This window comes from Aeromonas sp. S13(2024), from assembly GCF_041402405.1.
Lineage (GTDB): Bacteria > Pseudomonadota > Gammaproteobacteria > Enterobacterales > Aeromonadaceae > Aeromonas > Aeromonas veronii.
Map to the genome: position 1 here is coordinate 171,775 of NZ_JBGLRA010000004.1, position 17,920 is coordinate 189,694.

Genomic DNA, 17,920 nt, shown 5'->3' on the forward strand with positions numbered 1-17,920 from the left:
ATGTATATCGTCGAACTCTGCTTTGAGTGTTACCGCGATACCTCCCTTGGCGACGCCGAGCGGGCCATCGTCAACTACCTCGACATGCTGCGTTATCAGGGCCAGATCCTCGGGCGGGAGTTCCCCACCAGCATGCACGAGGGCTATTTCGTCAGTCGGGTGGTCTGCCCGGAGCAGGATAGCCTGCACCCCGACAACCAGAGCGAGCAGGTCAAACTGGCCGAACAGCAGCTCAATCAGGCCGGGCTGCTGGCGCCGAAACTCCAGCTGCAGGGGGCGGATCTGCTCTCCGACAGCACAGATCCTTGCGGCCAGCAGGGCGAGCGGCCGAGCTGGATGATGCTCTACACCAGCTTCTTGCATACCTGCTCGCCGCTGCGCTGTGGTGACCACTTCGCCCCCATTCCGCTCTACCAACTGCCCGCAGTCGCCAACGGCGATCAGAAGCAGATCATCAAGTGGCAGGAGGATTGGGAGGCATGCGATCAGCTGCAGATGAACGGCTCCATCGCCGAACATGCGACGCTGCACGAAATCGGCGAAGTGGGCAGCCGCCTCTACCGGCGCGGCAGCGATCTGGCCAAACGGTTGGAAGTGCTGAGCGGCATCCCCACCTACTACTACCTCTACCGGGTGGGCGGGTTGAGCGCTGCCAAGGAGAAGGCGCGCCCCTGCCCCAGCTGTGGCGGTGAGTGGGCGTTGGCAGAGCCACTGCACGAGATCTTCGACTTCAAGTGCGACAGCTGCCGCCTGGTCTCCAACCTCTCCTGGGATTTCAAGGATTAAGCGCGTTCCCTGTACTCGATGCCATAAAAAAGAGCCTTGCCGCATGGCAAGGCTCTTTTCGTTCCGATGAGTAACCTTGGCTCGAACAGGTGCTATTGCGGCAACGTCTCAAGCCGTTCCAGAAACGCCGGTAAGGAGGGCGCCAACGTCAGACGGCGGCCGGAATCGAGCCACTCCAGCCACACCTGACCACTCTCGTTATCCAGCGAGATGAGCGTCATCTCGTTGCGGGTGGTGGCAATAAAGATGGAGGGGGTTCGTTTTAACTTGCGCAGCATCAGCAGGTGGCCGATGAGGTTCTCCCTGAGCAGGTCGAGATCCGCGTCGTTCCACGGCAAGATCAGTTCAAGGCGCAGCCCCTTGAAGAGGCAGGGGATAGGGCGACTGAACCAGTGGCCAAACAGGGCAATGGCGCTGGGATGAATTGTCAGCTCAAGGGCATCGGCCATGGCTGTAAAGTCGGCGGGCTCGGAGCGATGGTGAGGGCGCCAGGCCACCCGACCATCGGCGGGCTCACCAAGCTGGCAGGGGGAACGCCAGTCCGCCTCCCACTCGCACAGGGGCAGGCCTCGTCTGGCCTCGCCATCCCGTTGCCAGCGGGCAAAAAAGTGCTCTAGGGCAGACAAAACTTGATCCGACATCGAAAATCCCCACAATTGCTGGCAAAGTCCGCTATTGCACCACCAAACCCGGTAACAGACAAGGTTGCCAGCCGACCTTGCGACCCGGGAAACAGAACCCGGGATACAGAGAGGCCAACGCCCAAGCCAAGCGGCTGCAACCATCCGGCCCTGCAATGGCCCGTTTCATTCCACTCATCATGAGCACATTACGTGAGCAACCCTGTGAGCAAACAAGATAGATACGCCGGAGCCAGCGCCCTGACCGGCCTGAGCCTGGGCCAGCAATCCGATTACATCAGCCAGTACACCCCCTCCCTGCTGCAGCCGGTTCCCCGCAGCCTGAACCGGGATGATCTCCAGCTGGGCGATGACCTGCCCTTCACCGGTTGCGATGTCTGGACCCTCTATGAGCTCTCCTGGCTCAACGCCAAGGGCAAACCGATGGTGGCGGTGGGTGAAGTGACCATTCCTGCCACCAGTGCGAACCTGATCGAATCCAAATCCTTCAAGCTCTACCTCAACTCCTTCAACCAGACCCGTTGCGACTCTATCGAGGCAGTCGCCGCCATGCTGACCAAGGATCTGAGTGCCTGTGCGGGCGAGACCGTCAAAGTGACCCTGTTCCCCCTCGACAAGGCGCCGCACCAGATTGCCCAGCTGCCCGGCGAGTGCATCGACGAGCAGGATATCGAGGTAGACAATTACGAGTTTGATGCGTCCCTGCTGCAAGGTGCAGCCGGTAGCGAACAGGTAGAAGAGACCCTGCACAGCCACCTGCTCAAATCCAACTGTCTGGTGACCAGCCAGCCCGACTGGGGCTCTGTGGTGATCCGCTACAAGGGGCCGAAACTCGATCGGGAGAAGCTGCTGCGCTATCTCATCTCGTTTCGCCAGCACAACGAGTTCCACGAGCAGTGCATCGAGCGGATCTTTATCGACCTCAAGCACTATTGTCAGCCTGAGCAGTTGACCGTCTATGCCCGCTATACCCGCCGCGGCGGCCTCGACATCAACCCGTTCCGCTCCGATTTCGAAGCCGTGCCCGCCAACCTGCGTCTGATCCGCCAATAAAGTCGAGTTGCGACAGAGAGGGCAGTCGCACTGCCCTCCATGACTGGCAAAAAAGGTTTCAATCGATGCTTTACGCAGCAGGGATAAGGGTGCTGGATAATAAAATCCAGACGAAGCCCACTTGCCGGCCACCAGCAAACCACAGTAAACGCTGGACTCGCAGGGGGGGGCTTGGATAACATGCCAACACCTCTGCGCCGTCCTTAATCCAATGAATCAACTGTTTTTTCTGGCCATGATGATGTCCTCCCTGTCAGCTCCGAATCTGGATCTGGACAAGGAGCAACTCTCTATCGATCTGCAACAAGCGCAATCGATGGTACTGACCGATCCTGCCAGATGCGTCCAGATCACCACCGCCTTCCTGACGCGCGCAGCCAATAATCCCCAGCAAATCATCAGCAATCGCCAGGAGTTCGGTTATCGCGAACCAATCCTGAGTTACAGCACGGCAGCCCAGACCATAGGCGCCCATCTGCTCAAAGGGGAGTGTCTGCTGCAACTGGGCCAATATCAGGCCACCCAGCAAGCGCTCGACAAGGCGATGGCGCTGGCAGACAAAGAGCGGCAACCGGAACTCAAGGCCCACGGCCTCTATCTCAAGATCCGCAGTCAGGCCCTCAAACCGGATAACCAGAGCACCAGCCGCGCCCTGATGGATCAACTGGACGAGCAGCTGGCCGTCCCCACGCTCAAGCAGAGCCAGCTCCAGATTTATGGCCGCCTGCAACGCACCAGCTACGACATCGAGAACCAGCACTTCGATGATGCCAAGGCCCACTTGGCAGATGCGCGGATCTGGGCCGCCAAGACCCCCAATCCCCTCGCCAGTGCCTGGGTCAGCGCCATCAGCGGCGATCTTTATCGCGCGCTGCAGCAGCCGCAACTGGCGCTGGGGGAATATATCGATGCCCAGCAACAGGCCAAAAGCCTCAATGACCCGCTCTTTCTCGGCCTGCTGTCGAACCAGATAGTCAAACTCTACCAGCAGGAGCAGGAGCCACAGAAAGCGCTGCAGTATGCCAATGAGGCAGCCAACTACTTCCACTCCATCGGCAACCCCTCCTTGCTGTGTGACTCCCTGATGGTGCTGGCGCGACTCAACCGCGAGCAGGGCGACCTCAATATGGCGCTGGTCTACTTCTTCAATGCGCTGGATCTGCTCGATGAGGGGAGTAACCGACCGCAAGCCTCCCTGCTCAAATACGAAATCGGCAAGACCTACCTGCAAAGCGGCAACCTCTCGCTGGCCAGCAACTACCTCAATGCGGCCCGTCAGTCCCACGAGCTGAGCGATGCCAAAGAGCCGCTGATCGATACCCTGCTGCTGCTCGGCGAGCTCTATCTGAAGAAGCAGGAGGCCGCCATCGCCATTCTGCAGTTGGAGAACGCCCGCGCGCTGGCCAATCAGCTCGGTGATACCCGCCGTCAGTACGAGGTATTCCGCCTGTTGTCGCTTGCCTACGAGCAGAAGGGGTATCTGCGTCAGGCTCTCGACAGCTACAAGCGCTTCCACCGTCTTGGCGAGGAAGTGCGCCAGCAGGAGCAGGCTATGGAGCAGGCGGCGATCCGTGACAACTATGTCCAGGTCGAGCGGGTGCAACATATCAAGGAGCTGGAGCAGCGGCTTAACAACAGCCAGCATCAGCAGGAGCGCTATCTCTGGTCGAGCATCACCACCAGCCTGCTGCTGGCGCTCTTTATCTACCTCTTCTTCACCCTCTGGCTCAAGCTGCGTACTGCCCGCCTGCAACTGAAACGGACCAATGAGGCCCTGCTGATCGAGCCACGCTCGGGGCTAGCCAACTGGCAGCGACTGATGAACCGCTGGCCGCGGGAGATGGCAAAGCGCCAGCTGAAATCGGATCGCTGGTACCTCAGCGAACAGCCCTCCAGCGAGTTCGATGACAAGCTGCACTATCTGCTGTTCCGGGTGCCTTTCCTGGTCAACACGCTGGAGCGCCACGGCTATCAGGCCAGCAGAGAAATCGAGCAGGCCTTTGGTGCCTATATGGACACCCTGACCCCACAAGATGGCCGTATCTATGACTTGCGTGAAGGACACATGCTCTATGTGGTGCCACAACGCCACGTCACCAACCTGCATCAACTGGCGGGAGACCTGCTGACCGCCATCGCCGCCTTCCCTTGCAACTATCCGCTGGATCGCCAGATCAGCCTCGGGATTGTCAGTCACCCCTTCCTGCCGAAAGCGGCGACCGCGCTCGATCACAATGGCCTGTTTGACCTCTGCTATCTCGCCCTGTCGGGAGCCATTCAGCTCAGTGAAAAATGCCAACAAAACGCCTGGTTGGAGCTCGCGGCGATCGATTGCCAACAAGCGGCATTTTTTAATGGAGATGTGTGGCAATGCGGCCTGATGGCAATTGACAAGGGACTGGTAAAAGTCAATTCTTCTCATGAAAAGCAATGGGTTAATTGGCCCAGCCTTGCAAGGAAGCCGGCAGCCGATAACCACCAGGAAATAATGTAGATAACAGGCGAGGATCGAAACCAAGTTCGACCACTGTTGCTATCCAACACCAAAAACAATAATGACAACAGGGCGACCTGATAATGAATGACATCGCTGCCGTAGCAGGACAATTGGCAAGACTCAGGGAATCCCTTCAGCAGAAACAGCTGGAACTCGACGGCGTACTGTCGTTTTCCGATGCAGAGCGTGCCCGTGGTATTCAGTTTATCAACAAGTTGATGCTCTCCTGCCGTGGCTTCGACCGCGAGCTGGACAATCGCTTCGCCAAGCTCAAGCAGAAACTGGATAACAATCCCGCATTTACCGCGCTAGACGAGGATCTGCTGGCCATTGAAAAACTGCTGCAGCAGCACAGCAATGCGCTGGAAGAGTCGATCACCCTGACCCAGACCGCCATCGAACTTGGTTCCAAACAGCTGAAAAACATCAAGGGCTTCCCGGAAGAGACCCGCAAGTCCCTCAAGGAATTTCTGGCAAGTCCCGCCGGTTACGGCATTGCCGATCACCAGAAGAAGGTGATCAAGCTGCTGGAGTTCTACCAGCAGGCGATCAAGATCCAGCTGCTGCCAAGCCAACCCCTGTTGGCACCGTCAGGTGCAACTCAACAAGAAAGCGATACTGCCAGCAACGATGGCCAGCCCGATGTCGACCCGTTTGATCTCAAGGATCACGCCCGTATCGCCGATGAGCTGCAGCGGCTTATCACCGAACTCGACTTTGCCGGCGCCATCGGCGAGAGCCTGAGCGACATTCGCCGTCAGCTGCTGATCGGGATCAACCCTGCCCTGCTGGCGGAAACCTGCCTGCAGGTGATCGAGCTCATCATCGAAGGCACCCGTGAGGAGCGTAAAGCCTCCCGCGCCTTCCTCAGCTCCCTCAACGAGAGCCTGTCCGCGGTACATGTCGGCTTTACCGAATCCCTCGATGAGGGGCGTGCGCTGCAAAACGAAACCCGAGAGACCCGTGAGGCGCTGGTCAACGAGTTGCAGGCGATCGATCACTCCCTAGCCAGCCATAACTCCATCGATGCGCTCAAGCGCGCCATCTCCGGCCATATGGGCGCCATCAACCTGCTGCTGCAAGAGCGTGACAGCACGGCGGCGCGAGAGCGTCACCTGCTCACCCGCCTCTCCACCATGGAGTCCAAGCTGCGCTTGATGAAGGAGGAGACCGCCGAGTACAAGAAGCGGCTGACCATTCAAAAACACAAGCTGTTCCTCGACAGCCTGACCCAGGTACACAACCGGGCCGCTCTCGATGAACGGCTGGAGCAGGAGTACAAACGTTGGCTTCGTTACCGCACTCCGCTCTGCATGGCGATCATCGACATCGATCACTTCAAGAATATCAATGACAACTACGGCCATATGGCGGGTGACAAGGCGCTGAAAGTAGTCGCCAAAGCGCTGCAGAGCGCGCTGCGTGACACCGACTTCATCGCCCGTTTTGGTGGAGAAGAGTTCGTGGTGTTGCTGCCCAACATCAACCCGGACAAGTTCCAGAAGCCGCTGGAGACCCTGCGCCAGACCATCAAGAGCATCCCGTTCCGTTTTCGCGATGCCAAGGTGGAGATCACCATCTCCATCGGCGCAACCCTGTTCAAGGATGGGGACAACCCGTCAGATGTGTTCGAGCGGGCGGACAAGGCGCTCTACCACTCCAAGCACACAGGTCGGGATCAAGTGACACTGGCCTGACAAGCGGCTAAAAAAACAGCGAACAGTCGTCGCCCTATTTCCCTCTACCCTCTGTTACCACTACTATCGATCTCAGGGGATGCAACATAGCGTCCCCTTTTCTCCCCAGGGAAAAACACAACGATAACAAGTGAGTAAAGGGGAACCTATGATTACGCACATCAATCCCGTTGGCAGCATGGATTTGCTGTCACAGCTTGAGGTGGATCGCCTCAAGCAGACTGCCTCCAGCGATATCTATCAACTATTTCGCAACTGCTCGCTGGCAGTGCTCAATTCCGGCAGCCATACCGACAGCTCCAAGGAGATCCTGGAGCGCTTCAAATCGTTCGATATTCATGTGATCCGGCGCGAGCGCGGGGTCAAACTGGAACTGTTCAATGCCCCCGAGCACGCCTTTGTCGATGGCGAGATCATTCGCGGCATTCAGGAGCACCTCTTCTCTGTGCTGCGCGACATTCTCTATGTCTCCAATCAGCTCGAGTCCAACCGCCAGGTCAATCTGACCAACTCCACTCATATCTCCAACGTGGTGTTCGCCATTCTGCGCAACGCCAAGGTGATCCTGCCCGGCGCCGATCCCAACCTGATCGTCTGCTGGGGTGGCCACTCCATCAACGAGATCGAATACCAGTACACCCGCGCCGTGGGCAGCGAACTGGGCTTGCGTGAGCTGAACATCTGTACCGGCTGTGGCCCTGGCGCCATGGAGGGCCCGATGAAGGGGGCCGCCGTCGGCCATGCCAAACAGCGGGTAAGAAACGGCCGCTACATCGGCCTGACCGAACCCTCCATCATCGCGGCCGAACCGCCCAACCCCATCGTCAACGAGCTGGTGATCCTGCCGGATATCGAGAAACGGCTGGAAGCCTTCGTGCGCCTCGGCCATGGCATCATCATCTTCCCGGGCGGGGTCGGCACCGCCGAAGAGCTGCTCTATCTGCTCGGCATCATGATGCATCCGGCCAACGAGCGGCAGCCGATGCCCATCATCCTGACCGGCCCGAAAGAGAGTGCCGACTACTTCCGTGCCATCGACGACTTCATCAAGGCGACCCTCGGTGAACCTGCGACCAAACTCTACCGGATCATTGTCGGCGATGCGCCGGAAGTGGCCCGGGTGATGAAGGAGGCGATGCCGAAAATCCGCGAATATCGCAAATCAGTCGGCGATGCCTACTCTTTCAACTGGTCCCTCAAGATTGAGCCGGAGTTCCAGCTCCCCTTCGAGCCGGATCACGCCAGCATGGCCAGTCTGGATCTGCACCGCAACCAGCCGCCCCAGTTGCTGGCCGCCAACCTGCGTCGTGCCTTCTCCGGCATCGTCGCCGGCAACGTCAAGGAAGGGGGCATTCGCGCCATCGAGAAGAAGGGCCCCTTCAAGCTGCACGGCGACAAGGAGCTGATGCACCTGATGGACAAGCTGCTGGAGAGCTTCGTCAAACAGCAGCGGATGAAGCTGCCGGGCAGCCAGTATGTGCCCTGCTACGAAATCGTCCGCTAGGGTACAGATACATCATCGACAGAGGGGCGCATCGGCGCCCCTCTTTATTGGCGCTATGCCTTCCCGACCGCCATCAATCACCCATAAGGCGAGCGGTTTGTTACAATGGGGCGTCCCGACCGCCAAGAGTGCCCCATGTCAACTATCCGGCCACACCTGCTCATCATCGATGCCCTCAATCTCATTCGCCGTCTGCACGCGGTACAGGCCCAGCAGGCACTGACCCCTGCCCAGGCGCTGGTTGCAACCCGCGCCAACCTTATCAATACCTGCCGCAAGCTGCTGGCCAATAGCGAGCCGACCCATGTCATTGCCGTGTTTGATGGCGAGGTGCATAGCTGGCGCAAGGAGGTCTATCCGGCCTACAAGGAAGGGCGAACTCCCATGCCCCCCGAACTGCGTGAAGGGCTGGCGACCCTGCAGGATGCCTTTTGGGAGTGCGGGGTCGATGCCCTGCTCTCCGAGACCGATGAAGCAGATGACCTTATCGCCACTCTCGCCTGCGGCATCGCCAGCCATGGCCATCAGGCGACCATCATCTCCACCGACAAGGGCTTCTGCCAACTGATCTGCCCGCAGATCCGGGTGCGCGACTACTTCAACAAGCGCTGGCTGGATGCGGCCTTCGTCCAGCAGCAATATGGGGTAGCCCCTGCTCAGCTGGTCGACTTCTGGGCCCTGACCGGTATCAGCGGTTCCAATATCAAGGGGGTTCCGGGGATTGGCCCCAAGACCGCCACCCAGCTGTTGCAGAAATATGGCAATCTGGCAGCCATGCTCGAGACCTGCCAGCAAGAGGACGCCGCCAAGCCACTGATCAAGCTGCGCCAACATCAGGATGAGGCCCTGCTGGCCCAGCGGCTGGTGCGCTTGCAGCGGGATATTCCGCTGGGATTCAACCTGCGGGACATCCGCTACCCGCCCCAGCCAGACTAAAGTGCCGAACAAAAATGCAGGCAAGGGCGTGAACCATGACGAGACTCACCCTCGCTGTTGATAAAAGTGAGTAGAATGTAAAGGAATGTGGTTGGTTTGCTGAGTAAATGCTATAAAGCAGCCCCATCCTCCCCTATACCCTGGAAGTGGAACCCTCTCATGTCCAAAAGAAAAATTACCGTGATCCCCGGCGACGGCATCGGCCCCAGCATCATTGAATCAGCCATCCAGATCCTGACCCACGCAGGCTGTGACTTTGAGTACGAATACGCTGATGCGGGTCTGGTTGCCCTCGAGAAGCATGGCGAGCTGCTGCCCCAGGCTACCCTGGATCTGATTGAGAAGAACAAGGTGAGCCTGAAAGGGCCATTGACCACGCCGGTCGGCGGCGGTTTTACCTCCATCAACGTCTCCCTGCGCAAGAAGTTCAACCTCTACGCCAACGTGCGCCCGGTCATCTCCTTCAAGGGCACCAGAAGCCGTTACGACAACATCGACATCATCACAGTGCGCGAAAACACCGAAGGGATGTACTCGGGTGCAGGTCAGAAGCGCAGCGATGACAACAAGAGTGCCGAGGCGATGAGCATCATCACCCGCGAAGGGGCCGAGCGCATCGTCAAGTTTGCCTTCGAGCTGGCTCGTCAGGAAGGGCGCAAGAAGGTCACCATCATCCACAAGGCGAACATCCTCAAATCGACCTCCGGCCTGTTCCTCGAAGTGGCCCGTGAAATCGCCAGCCACTACCCGGATATCCAGAGCGAAGAGATGATCGTCGATGCCGCCTGCATGAACCTGGTGATGTACCCGGAGCGTTTCGATGTCATGGTCACCACCAACCTGTTCGGCGACATCCTCTCTGATCTTTGCGCCGGTCTGGTTGGCGGCCTTGGCATGGCGCCCGGCGCCAACATCGGCGATGGCGCGGCCATCTTCGAAGCGGTCCACGGCTCTGCCCCCGACATTGCAGGCAAGAACATTGCCAACCCGACCTCGGTGATCCTCGCCTCCATTCAGATGCTGGAGTACCTCGGCATGCAGGATAAGGCAGAGCGGATCCGCGAGGCGGTACGAGCCACCATCGAATCCGGTGATCGGGTCACCCGCGATCTGGGCGGCACGGCTTCCACCAGCGAATTCACCCAGGCTATCATCGATCGCCTGTGAGTTAATTCATTGATTTTAAAAGGGAGCTTCTGCTCCCTTTTTTATATTTCCGAATCCTTTGCCACTCCCCGAACAGCAACTATGTTCAATAGAGAAGAAGAACAGGGAGTGTTTTTCATGAAGGGATACGGGTGCTATCTGGTTTCGGGTCTGATGCTGGTGTGTGGTACTGCCAGTGCTTTCGAGCAGGATCAACAGACCCAAACCGCCAAACTGCCACAGCAGGAAAAACGGACTGCCACCGAGGTATGGCGCTCGAGCCTGAATACCAACGACCTGCTCAAGGCCCCCAAACCCCTGTCGTTTGGTATTGAAGTCTCCACCGACAACTTTGGTAATCAAAAGATCACCTCCTACCCGCAGCTCAATCTGACCCCGGAAAAGAGCGTCAGTCTGTCGGTCGAACGCTTCAGACCCAAGGTCAAGTTCAAGGCTGGCGGAATGAACACCGCCCTCAGGCTGAGAGGAGACGGGATAAAGATGCAATTCAATCCGGTCGACAAAACCATCCCGCTGCAGATAGAGATCAAGGTGACCGATGACGAATCCTCCCTTCGCCTCGATTACCGTTTCTGATATTTTCCGGCAGCCGAATAGCAAAAGGCCGACAGGTTTCCCTGTCGGCCTTGGTATTTATCGTACGGGCAGAACAGCTACATCACGCCTTGGGCTCGAGTTTGGAGACCCAGTACTTGTTGTAAACATGCACGGTGATCTCTTCTCGATCGTGATAGAGCTGCTTGGCCTGGATCACGAACGCGTTGTCGATCTCCTTGAGCATCTCGCGCAGCACTTCGATATTGTGTACCGACTCGGCATAACGCTTCTTCATCGGCAACTTGAGGTTGAACATCGCCTCCTGGCAGTCCCCCTCACGGAACCAGTCCGCAATCATGTGAACGACCCGAGCCGGTTTATCGACCATGTCGCACACCAGCCAGTAGGTGTTCTTCTTGCTCGGACGCCAGACGAAACCGTCATCCCGGATATGCTTGACCTGACCGGTATCCATCAGGGATTGGGCCATCATGCCGTTGTCGACCGCCGTCACCATCATGCCACGACGCACCAGCTGATAGGTCCAGCCACCCGGACAGGCTCCCAGATCCACCGCCTTCATGCCGGAGCAGAGACGCACATCCCACTCTTCCCGTGGTACAAACACGTAAAACGCCTCCTCCAGCTTGAGGCTGGAGCGGCTAGGTGCATCGGCCGGGAAGCGCAGGCGCGGGATCCCCATGTGGAATCCGGAGTTGTTGAACGAATAGGAGTAGCCCAGCAACACGTGATCATTGGCCATAAAGAAGGCGTGGAACACCGGACGGTTTGGCGTCTCCTTCTTGGTCAGGATCTCGTTGCTGCGCAGCGCCTGACGAAGCGGCACGGTGAACTTGCGGCAGAAGGCCGACAGCTCTTTCGCTTCGTTGGTATCCGCGGTTTCGACCCGCAGATCGCCGCAAATGGTGTAGTCACTCACCGCCTCAAGGATGGGGGAGATCCTGTCCGCGACATCCAGATCCTTCAGCTCATGGGTGACCACCAGCATCTGGCGGATGAAGATGAGCTCCCGGAACGGCAGCTTGCGAGCCAGCAGGTCCGCCTGCTCCTCGTCATACAGTTCGAAGATCACATAACCGCTGTCGTCCTTGACCCGGGCGAAACCGTAGCACTGCATGTTACCGGCACGCTCGGTGATCTCTGCAGCCGCCTCTTTCTCAAAACCGGGGCGGCAATAAAGCAGCAGATTATTCATTTTTTCCTCCAAGACGACAGCCAGCCCAGCAGAGGGCCGCCCATCCCAACATAAAACAGAGGCCACCGGCCGGAGTAATCAACCCCAGCCCCTTGCTGCCAAGCAGCACCATGGCGTAAATACTGCCGGAGAATCCGATGATCCCCAGCACAAAAGCGGTGCCAGCCAGGTGGATCACCCTGCTGCGCACACCACACCAGCCCAGAACCAGCAGGGCCAATGCGTGAAAAAACTGATATTGCACGGCGGTATTGAATGCCGCCAGACGCTCGGGCGTAATGCCGGTCGCCGCCAATCCATGGGCGCCATAAGCCCCCAGCATGGTGGCCGTCAACCCGAAGAGACCAGCCAGTATCAGCCAATGTCGATGGATCTGCATCCTCACTCTCCCTCTCTCATCACGGCTGGCAATCAAACCAACCCTCTCGTGCTATCCATGTCGAGCCACAAAATGGCTGATGGCCGCCGCTGCATGCTGCATATTCTCCTGCTCACTCACGCCACTGGCTTTACGCGGTTTGAAACCATGATCACCATCGGTCAACCAATGGACCGATACGGCGGGTGAGAAGGGGAAATCGGCCAGTTCGGCGCGACTACCGAAGGTATCGCGCTCCCCCTGCAACAGCAGGGTTGGTACTGCAATATGCTTGAGTACCTCGCCTCGCCAGCTGTCGGGCTTGGCCGGAGGGTGGAAAGGATACCCGAGAATGAGCAATCCTGCAGCATTCATCTCACCCTCGCCTTCGCTATAGAGTTCCGCCGCCATCCGCCCGCCCATCGACTTGCCCGCCAGAAACAGCCGTGGATGGGCAAACTCGCGGATCATGTCGCGCCAATGGGCGAGCAGTACAGGTGCTCTGTCCGGCGGGCGGCGCTTGCCATCCTGTGCACGCTTTGTCATGTAGGGAAAGTTGAAGCGCACCACTTCGATGTCGGGGCCAGCCAGCAGACGTGACAACTCGGTAAGAAAGGCATGATCCATCCCCGCGCCTGCCCCGTGGGCCAGCAAAATGCGAACGGGGGCATCAATTGCCCCCTCGCGGATCACCTCACGCATCGGCGAGCCTTGCCCTGCGACGCGCCTCTTCCTGCTCCACCAGCTCCAGCATCCAGTCGCGGAAGGCCACGATCTTGCCCTGATCCGACTGTTGTTCCTGGCACACCAGATAGAAAGCATTTTTGCTCACCAGCACCTGCTCGAACGGGCAGATAAGGCGGCCGGCCTCAATCTCGGGTTGTGCCAGCACGCTGTGGCCAAGCGCCACCCCCTGGCCGTGGATCGCCGCCTGGATCACCATGGTGGAGTGGCTGAAGATGGGCCCCTGATTGACGTTGGGTGCATCGATATCGAGCTGGCGGAACCAGGCCTTCCAGTCGCGGCGGGAGGTATCGTGCAGCAGGGTATGAAGAGTCAAATCTTGCGGCGTACGCAGTGGCTTGGGCCCGGTCAGCAGCAAGGGGGAGCAGACCGGGATCAGGTATTCGGTATGCAGCTTGTCCGAGCGCAGACCCGGCCAGTTGCCGCGCCCGTAATAGATAGCCACATCCACATCATCGGTAAGCGACCCTTCGTCGAGATCGACCGCCTTGATCCGCACGTCGATATCGGGGTGGCGCTCGCTGAACTTGACCAACCGCGGCACCAGCCACTGGATGGCGAAACTCGGCTGCAAACTGACAGTCAACGCCCCCTTGGCACTGCGGGCCAGCAGCTTGTCGGTCGCCTCTGAGATGGAGGCAAAGATGTCCTTGATATCCAGGAAATAACCCTGCCCCTCTTCGGTCAGCAACAAGGAGCGGTTTTTGCGGCGGAACAGCTTGATGCCAAGATACTCCTCCAGCGCCTTGATCTGGTGACTGATGGCAGCCTGAGTCACAAACAACTCTTCTGCTGCGCGGGTAAAGCTTAAGTGACGAGCCGCAGCTTCAAACGCCTTGAGGGCATTGAGCGGGGGTAAACGACGAGACATGACACCAGCCGACGATGAGTTTTTCTAATGGGGCGCATTATAATTTGTCGGTTGCGGGTCGACCAGTGAATAAACATAATTCGCCCAGCAATCAGTCGTCATATGGCTCACATTTTCTACTACGTGTTGGTTTACATGTGTTTTTAGTGAGTCTTTCGACTGCGATTGTGGTGTTGTGTTTCTTCCTCTGCGGGAAGAGGGGCTCAAATCTCACCGGTTTGACCCAGTCTGTCATCTGAATGTGTTTGGCGCCTCCAGCTGGATGGCGCCTTTTTTCATCCCTTCTATACCTTGAACTGCCCCACCAGCTGCTGCTGTTTATCCGCCAGCGCAGAGAGCTCGCGACCATTTTCGGCGGAGGTCGCCGCCTCGGCCCGGATGGTGTGGCTCACATCACGAATGTTGCTGACGTTGCGGTTGATCTCGTCCGCCACCCGGCTCTGCTCCTGCGCCGCCCGGGCAATCTGCTCGTTCATCTGATGGATGGTGGAGACCGACTGGATAATCTGCTCCAGCACCTGCACCGAGAGATCCACCTTGGCGAGCGTCTCGTCAGCCTGTTCGTGACCATCGCGGATCGCCTTGACCACGGCGCCGGTACCGGATTGCAGTTGGCTGATCAGGGTCTGGATCTCGACGATGGCATTCTGGGTGCGACCCGCCAGATTGCGCACCTCATCGGCCACCACGGCAAAGCCACGGCCCTGCTCACCAGCCCGCGCCGCTTCAATAGCCGCATTCAGCGCCAGCAAGTTGGTTTGCTCGGCAATCCCCTGGATCACGATGAGGATGTCATTGATGTTGTCGCTGTTGGCGGAGAGTCGCTCCACCACCGGCTGGGCATCGTTGATGATGGTCATCAGCTTGCGCATCGCCTCCTGGGTGTCGGCAACGACATATTTGCCCTCTTGCGCCGCGGCATCAGTGGTGTTGGCGGCTGCCACCGCCGAGCCGGCATTACCGGAGACCTGCAACGCCGTGGCGCTCAGCTCTTCAAATGCCGTTGCCACCAGATCGATCTCCTGATACTGGGCCTGCATGCCGCTGCTGGTGCGCTCGGCCACCTGCGCGGCTCGCTCGGCACTGTTGCGCGTACCGGAGACGGTATCAATCACCTGACTGATGGTGGATTGCAACTTGTTGAGGAAGCTGTTGAACCACTTGGCCAGTTCGCCGATCTCGTCTTGCCGCTGGATCTCGATACGCTGGGTCAAATCCCCCTCACCACTGGCGATATCCTTGAGGCGGGCAACCACGGCGCGGATGGGCGCCACAATCTGGCGCGCCATCAACCAGATAAAACTCAGGGCCACCAGCGAGATCAGCACCCCGATCGACAGTTGCGAGACCACGCTGCGATTGGCCTCACTGGCCAGCTCATCTTGCAGTTGCTGGGCCGAGGCCAGTACTACGGCCCGTGGCAATTCAATGTAGATGCCCCATTTACGGTCGGTGCCACGCATGGATACCGGGACAAAAGTCTGCAACAGGGAGCCATCGCTGCTCCAGCGAGTCAGCTCCTGACCCTGACTGAGCCAGCCTTTCAGCTCGCTGGCCAGCCCCTGATACTTCTGATCCAGCCCGCGTCCCATGGTCACATCGAACTCATCGGCTCCCGCCACGCGCCCCTCGTGACTGACCAGCAAGATTCTGCCCTTGCCCTCATAGAGCTCCTTGTCCATGATACTGACCAGACTCTGCAAGGTGGCCAGCGAGATATCGACCCCGACCATCCCCAGCAAGGTCTCCTGCTCCAGCAGCGGGACTGTCACCGAGGTCATCAATATCTGTTTATCGCCCACATCGTCCAGATAGGGCTCCAGCAGGCAGAGGGCACGTGTGCGAATGCTGCAGCGATACCACTCGTTTTCGATGCCACCAGCCTCGGTCGGGCTCTCATCGGCCAGTACATCCTCATTCTGCACTTCCGGCTCTATCTTGCCGTTGTCGTAGGCCCAGTAACTGGAAAAGCGCCCCTTGTCGTTGGAACCCAGCGCCGTTGAGCCCTGATAGTTGCTGTCTTCCCCATCCAGCTGGTCAGGCTCGAACACCGCATAGACACCAAGCAGATTGGTCGATGAGGCAACGGCATCGTGCAGTTGCTGATTGACGGCGCTGCGCAGCGCCTCCGAATGGACAAAGTTCTCGGCCGCATTCTTGCGCTGGAACAACACGCTCTCCGCCAGCAAACTGGCGCGGAAATAGGCCTCATCGAGATAGCTGGTCACCTTGGCCGCCTGCTCCGAGCCCATCGCCTTCATCCAGTTCTCGGCAGACTGCTGCGCCTCATGCATGGTGGCTTGGCGCACCTGCTGTTGCATCTTGTTCGCGTTGTAAATCGAAGAGGCAACCAGAGCGGCGGCTGTCACCAACAGACAGCAACCGGCGATCAGGGTAATCCGACCCTGGACAGAAAGAGCGCTCATGCCAATATTCCTACGTCATACAGATATGGATAGATTATCGACTTTATAAACAAAAACTTAACTCTCTCACAGCAAATCCAGCGAGAGTTGATTAACTTCACCCTCTTTTGGCAAACCCACCACCAAGCCCAGCAGGCGAACCGAACGCCCTTGCGCCCGCTGTAGCCCCTCTTTGAGCAGGGGAACGAACAAGGCTGGCTGATAGCCACCCTGACTGCGATAGACGGTAGTCTGGTGGAAATCGGCAAACTTGAGTTTAATCCCCTGCCCCATCACCTGCTCGGCAGGGCACGCCAGCTGAAATCGCCGCTCAAGCTCCGGCAACAGTTGCTGCAATACCGTCAGGCAGGCGGCTTCGTCACAAACATCGCTCGCCAGGGTGGTCTCCACCCCGATGGTTTTGCGGAGCCGGTGCGCCTGCACCGGCTGTTCATCCAGCCCCCAGATCCGGGTCGTCAACATCTCCCCCAGCTTGCCAAAACGGCTGCACAGCTCTTGTGCCGACAAGGCCCGCGCATCCTCACAGGTGTAAAGCCCCTGCGCCTCCAGCCGCTCGGCAGTCTTGCGCCCCACCCCGGGCAGTTTTCCGAGGGGCAACAGGCAGACAAATTCGGCCACTTCGTCGGGACGAATGACAAACAGACCATCGGGTTTGCGCTGCTCCGAGGCGAGCTTGGCGAGAAACTTGTTGGGGGCCACTCCGGCCGAGGCGGTCAATCCCAGTTCGGTGACGATGGCTTGCCGGATCTCTTGCGCCATCAGGGTGGCGCTGCCGCCACAACAGCGGCTGTGGGTCACGTCGAGGTAAGCCTCGTCCAGCGACAGTGGTTCAACCTGATCGGTATAGCGGAGGAAAATGCCTCTGAGCTGACGGGAGATATCCTTGTACACCGCCATTCGCCCAGGGATCAGTACCAACGGCGGGCAGAGTTTTTTCGCCAGGGCGCTCGGCATGGCGGAGCGCACCCCGAACCGGCGCGCCACATAGTTGCAGGTCGAGATGACGCCGCGCCGCTCGGAGGCCCCACCGATGGCGAGCGGCACCTCCCGCAACGCCGGATTGTCCCGCATCTCCACCGCGGCAAAAAAGCAGTCCATGTCGATATGGATGATCTTGCGCATACCACTGTATAAATAAACAGACATGGCACCATCTTACCCCAAGGATAATCGCAGCTCTATCTCTCTCGTTGCGGCTAAAATAGTAGACTCCAAGGAGACCTTTACTACCACAATGACAAGGAGCGTTCGGGATGAAATATCTTTGGTTGGGACTCTGTTTGCTGCCGTTGACCGGCATCGGCAAGAACAACCCGACGGCAGAGTGCCGCTGGCTGTACGACCGGATTGAGATACTGGAACAGGCTATCAAGAAAGGGGACAAGCTCGGCACAGAGCAAGAATTGGCACGCTGGAAAACTGAGTACAACAAAAAACAGTGCTCACAGTACGACTACTGAGCCGGACAAGATGGCGTGACCGACAAC

At 58.5% G+C, this 17,920-nt stretch carries 16 protein-coding genes; 9 read left to right on the top strand and 7 right to left on the bottom strand.

Going from position 1 to position 17,920, the window contains the following annotated elements; genetic code table 11:
- Positions 1 to 786: a Zn-ribbon-containing protein gene (locus ACB042_RS08325; RefSeq protein ID WP_371178219.1), complete on the top strand. Its 786-nt coding sequence runs from the start codon at positions 1 to 3 to the stop codon at positions 784 to 786.
- 92 nt (positions 787 to 878) lie between these two features.
- Here ACB042_RS08325 and syd read toward each other — a convergent pair whose 3' ends face one another.
- Positions 879 to 1,427, bottom strand: coding sequence for a SecY-interacting protein (gene syd / locus ACB042_RS08330; RefSeq protein WP_058058265.1), 549 nt, complete (start codon positions 1,425 to 1,427; stop codon positions 879 to 881).
- Positions 1,428 to 1,631: 204 nt separating this feature from the next.
- Here syd and queF point away from each other — a divergent pair, with 204 nt between their 5' ends.
- From queF to ACB042_RS08365, 7 genes are all read left to right on the top strand, one after another.
- Positions 1,632 to 2,480: an NADPH-dependent 7-cyano-7-deazaguanine reductase QueF gene (gene queF / locus ACB042_RS08335; protein WP_371178220.1), complete on the top strand. Its 849-nt coding sequence runs from the start codon at positions 1,632 to 1,634 to the stop codon at positions 2,478 to 2,480.
- Positions 2,481 to 2,691: 211 nt separating this feature from the next.
- Entirely contained in the window at positions 2,692 to 4,974 is a 2,283-nt protein-coding gene (locus ACB042_RS08340) for a hypothetical protein (protein WP_005338609.1), read from the top strand.
- Between the two features lie 83 nt (positions 4,975 to 5,057).
- Positions 5,058 to 6,674, top strand: coding sequence for a diguanylate cyclase (locus tag ACB042_RS08345; RefSeq protein WP_040068492.1), 1,617 nt, complete (start codon positions 5,058 to 5,060; stop codon positions 6,672 to 6,674).
- A gap of 148 nt (positions 6,675 to 6,822) precedes the next feature.
- Positions 6,823 to 8,178, top strand: a complete 1,356-nt coding sequence (gene ppnN, locus ACB042_RS08350; RefSeq protein WP_005338611.1) for a nucleotide 5'-monophosphate nucleosidase PpnN — start codon at positions 6,823 to 6,825, stop codon at positions 8,176 to 8,178.
- Between the two features lie 135 nt (positions 8,179 to 8,313).
- The gene (xni, locus tag ACB042_RS08355) at positions 8,314 to 9,114 is read left to right on the top strand and encodes a flap endonuclease Xni (RefSeq protein WP_129504575.1); all 801 of its coding nucleotides are present in this window, start codon (positions 8,314 to 8,316) and stop codon (positions 9,112 to 9,114) included.
- 159 nt (positions 9,115 to 9,273) lie between these two features.
- Positions 9,274 to 10,281: an isocitrate dehydrogenase gene (locus ACB042_RS08360; RefSeq protein ID WP_005349723.1), complete on the top strand. Its 1,008-nt coding sequence runs from the start codon at positions 9,274 to 9,276 to the stop codon at positions 10,279 to 10,281.
- 117 nt (positions 10,282 to 10,398) lie between these two features.
- Complete coding sequence (locus tag ACB042_RS08365; protein ID WP_005349721.1) at positions 10,399 to 10,857, top strand: hypothetical protein; 459 nt, start codon at positions 10,399 to 10,401, stop codon at positions 10,855 to 10,857.
- 82 nt (positions 10,858 to 10,939) lie between these two features.
- On the opposite strand, the gene rlmM is transcribed toward ACB042_RS08365, so the two are convergent.
- The 6 genes from rlmM to dinB all read right to left on the bottom strand — a co-directional run bounded on the left by rlmM (position 10,940) and on the right by dinB (position 17,555).
- Entirely contained in the window at positions 10,940 to 12,034 is a 1,095-nt protein-coding gene (rlmM, locus tag ACB042_RS08370) for a 23S rRNA (cytidine(2498)-2'-O)-methyltransferase RlmM (RefSeq protein ID WP_005338617.1), read from the bottom strand.
- Entirely contained in the window at positions 12,027 to 12,413 is a 387-nt protein-coding gene (locus ACB042_RS08375; protein WP_019445902.1) for a DUF423 domain-containing protein, read from the bottom strand. Before ACB042_RS08375 ends, rlmM begins: the two co-directional genes overlap by 8 nt.
- A gap of 51 nt (positions 12,414 to 12,464) precedes the next feature.
- The gene (locus ACB042_RS08380) at positions 12,465 to 13,094 is read right to left on the bottom strand and encodes an alpha/beta family hydrolase (protein WP_075115001.1); all 630 of its coding nucleotides are present in this window, start codon (positions 13,092 to 13,094) and stop codon (positions 12,465 to 12,467) included.
- On the bottom strand, positions 13,087 to 14,007 hold the full coding sequence (locus ACB042_RS08385; protein ID WP_005338622.1) for a transcriptional regulator GcvA: 921 nt from the start codon (positions 14,005 to 14,007) through the stop codon (positions 13,087 to 13,089). The genes ACB042_RS08380 and ACB042_RS08385 overlap by 8 nt, the downstream gene beginning before the upstream one ends.
- A 284-nt stretch (positions 14,008 to 14,291) precedes the next feature.
- Positions 14,292 to 16,433 carry a methyl-accepting chemotaxis protein gene (locus ACB042_RS08390; RefSeq protein ID WP_371178221.1) on the bottom strand — a complete coding sequence of 714 codons (2,142 nt, stop codon included), beginning with the start codon at positions 16,431 to 16,433 and terminating at the stop codon, positions 14,292 to 14,294.
- Positions 16,434 to 16,499: 66 nt separating this feature from the next.
- Positions 16,500 to 17,555: a DNA polymerase IV gene (dinB, locus tag ACB042_RS08395; protein WP_323929767.1), complete on the bottom strand. Its 1,056-nt coding sequence runs from the start codon at positions 17,553 to 17,555 to the stop codon at positions 16,500 to 16,502.
- Positions 17,556 to 17,686: 131 nt separating this feature from the next.
- Between dinB and ACB042_RS08400 the strand changes: the two genes are divergently transcribed.
- A complete protein-coding gene (locus ACB042_RS08400) occupies positions 17,687 to 17,893 on the top strand; it encodes a hypothetical protein (protein ID WP_005338629.1) in 207 nt (68 codons plus the stop codon).
- Positions 17,894 to 17,920 lie beyond the last annotated feature (27 nt).

Coding starts and splice junctions, on each gene's coding strand:
- rlmM (WP_005338617.1), bottom strand. CDS start 12,034: ATGAATAATCTGCTGCTTTATTGCCGCCCCGGTTTTGAGAAAGAGGCG.
- ACB042_RS08340 (WP_005338609.1), top strand. CDS start 2,692: ATGAATCAACTGTTTTTTCTGGCCATGATGATGTCCTCCCTGTCAGCT.
- dinB (WP_323929767.1), bottom strand. CDS start 17,555: ATGCGCAAGATCATCCATATCGACATGGACTGCTTTTTTGCCGCGGTG.
- ACB042_RS08380 (WP_075115001.1), bottom strand. CDS start 13,094: ATGCGTGAGGTGATCCGCGAGGGGGCAATTGATGCCCCCGTTCGCATT.
- xni (WP_129504575.1), top strand. CDS start 8,314: ATGTCAACTATCCGGCCACACCTGCTCATCATCGATGCCCTCAATCTC.
- ACB042_RS08360 (WP_005349723.1), top strand. CDS start 9,274: ATGTCCAAAAGAAAAATTACCGTGATCCCCGGCGACGGCATCGGCCCC.
- ACB042_RS08385 (WP_005338622.1), bottom strand. CDS start 14,007: ATGTCTCGTCGTTTACCCCCGCTCAATGCCCTCAAGGCGTTTGAAGCT.
- ACB042_RS08390 (WP_371178221.1), bottom strand. CDS start 16,433: ATGAGCGCTCTTTCTGTCCAGGGTCGGATTACCCTGATCGCCGGTTGC.
- ppnN (WP_005338611.1), top strand. CDS start 6,823: ATGATTACGCACATCAATCCCGTTGGCAGCATGGATTTGCTGTCACAG.
- ACB042_RS08375 (WP_019445902.1), bottom strand. CDS start 12,413: ATGCAGATCCATCGACATTGGCTGATACTGGCTGGTCTCTTCGGGTTG.
- ACB042_RS08365 (WP_005349721.1), top strand. CDS start 10,399: ATGAAGGGATACGGGTGCTATCTGGTTTCGGGTCTGATGCTGGTGTGT.
- ACB042_RS08345 (WP_040068492.1), top strand. CDS start 5,058: ATGAATGACATCGCTGCCGTAGCAGGACAATTGGCAAGACTCAGGGAA.
- ACB042_RS08400 (WP_005338629.1), top strand. CDS start 17,687: ATGAAATATCTTTGGTTGGGACTCTGTTTGCTGCCGTTGACCGGCATC.
- ACB042_RS08325 (WP_371178219.1), top strand. CDS start 1: ATGTATATCGTCGAACTCTGCTTTGAGTGTTACCGCGATACCTCCCTT.
- syd (WP_058058265.1), bottom strand. CDS start 1,427: ATGTCGGATCAAGTTTTGTCTGCCCTAGAGCACTTTTTTGCCCGCTGG.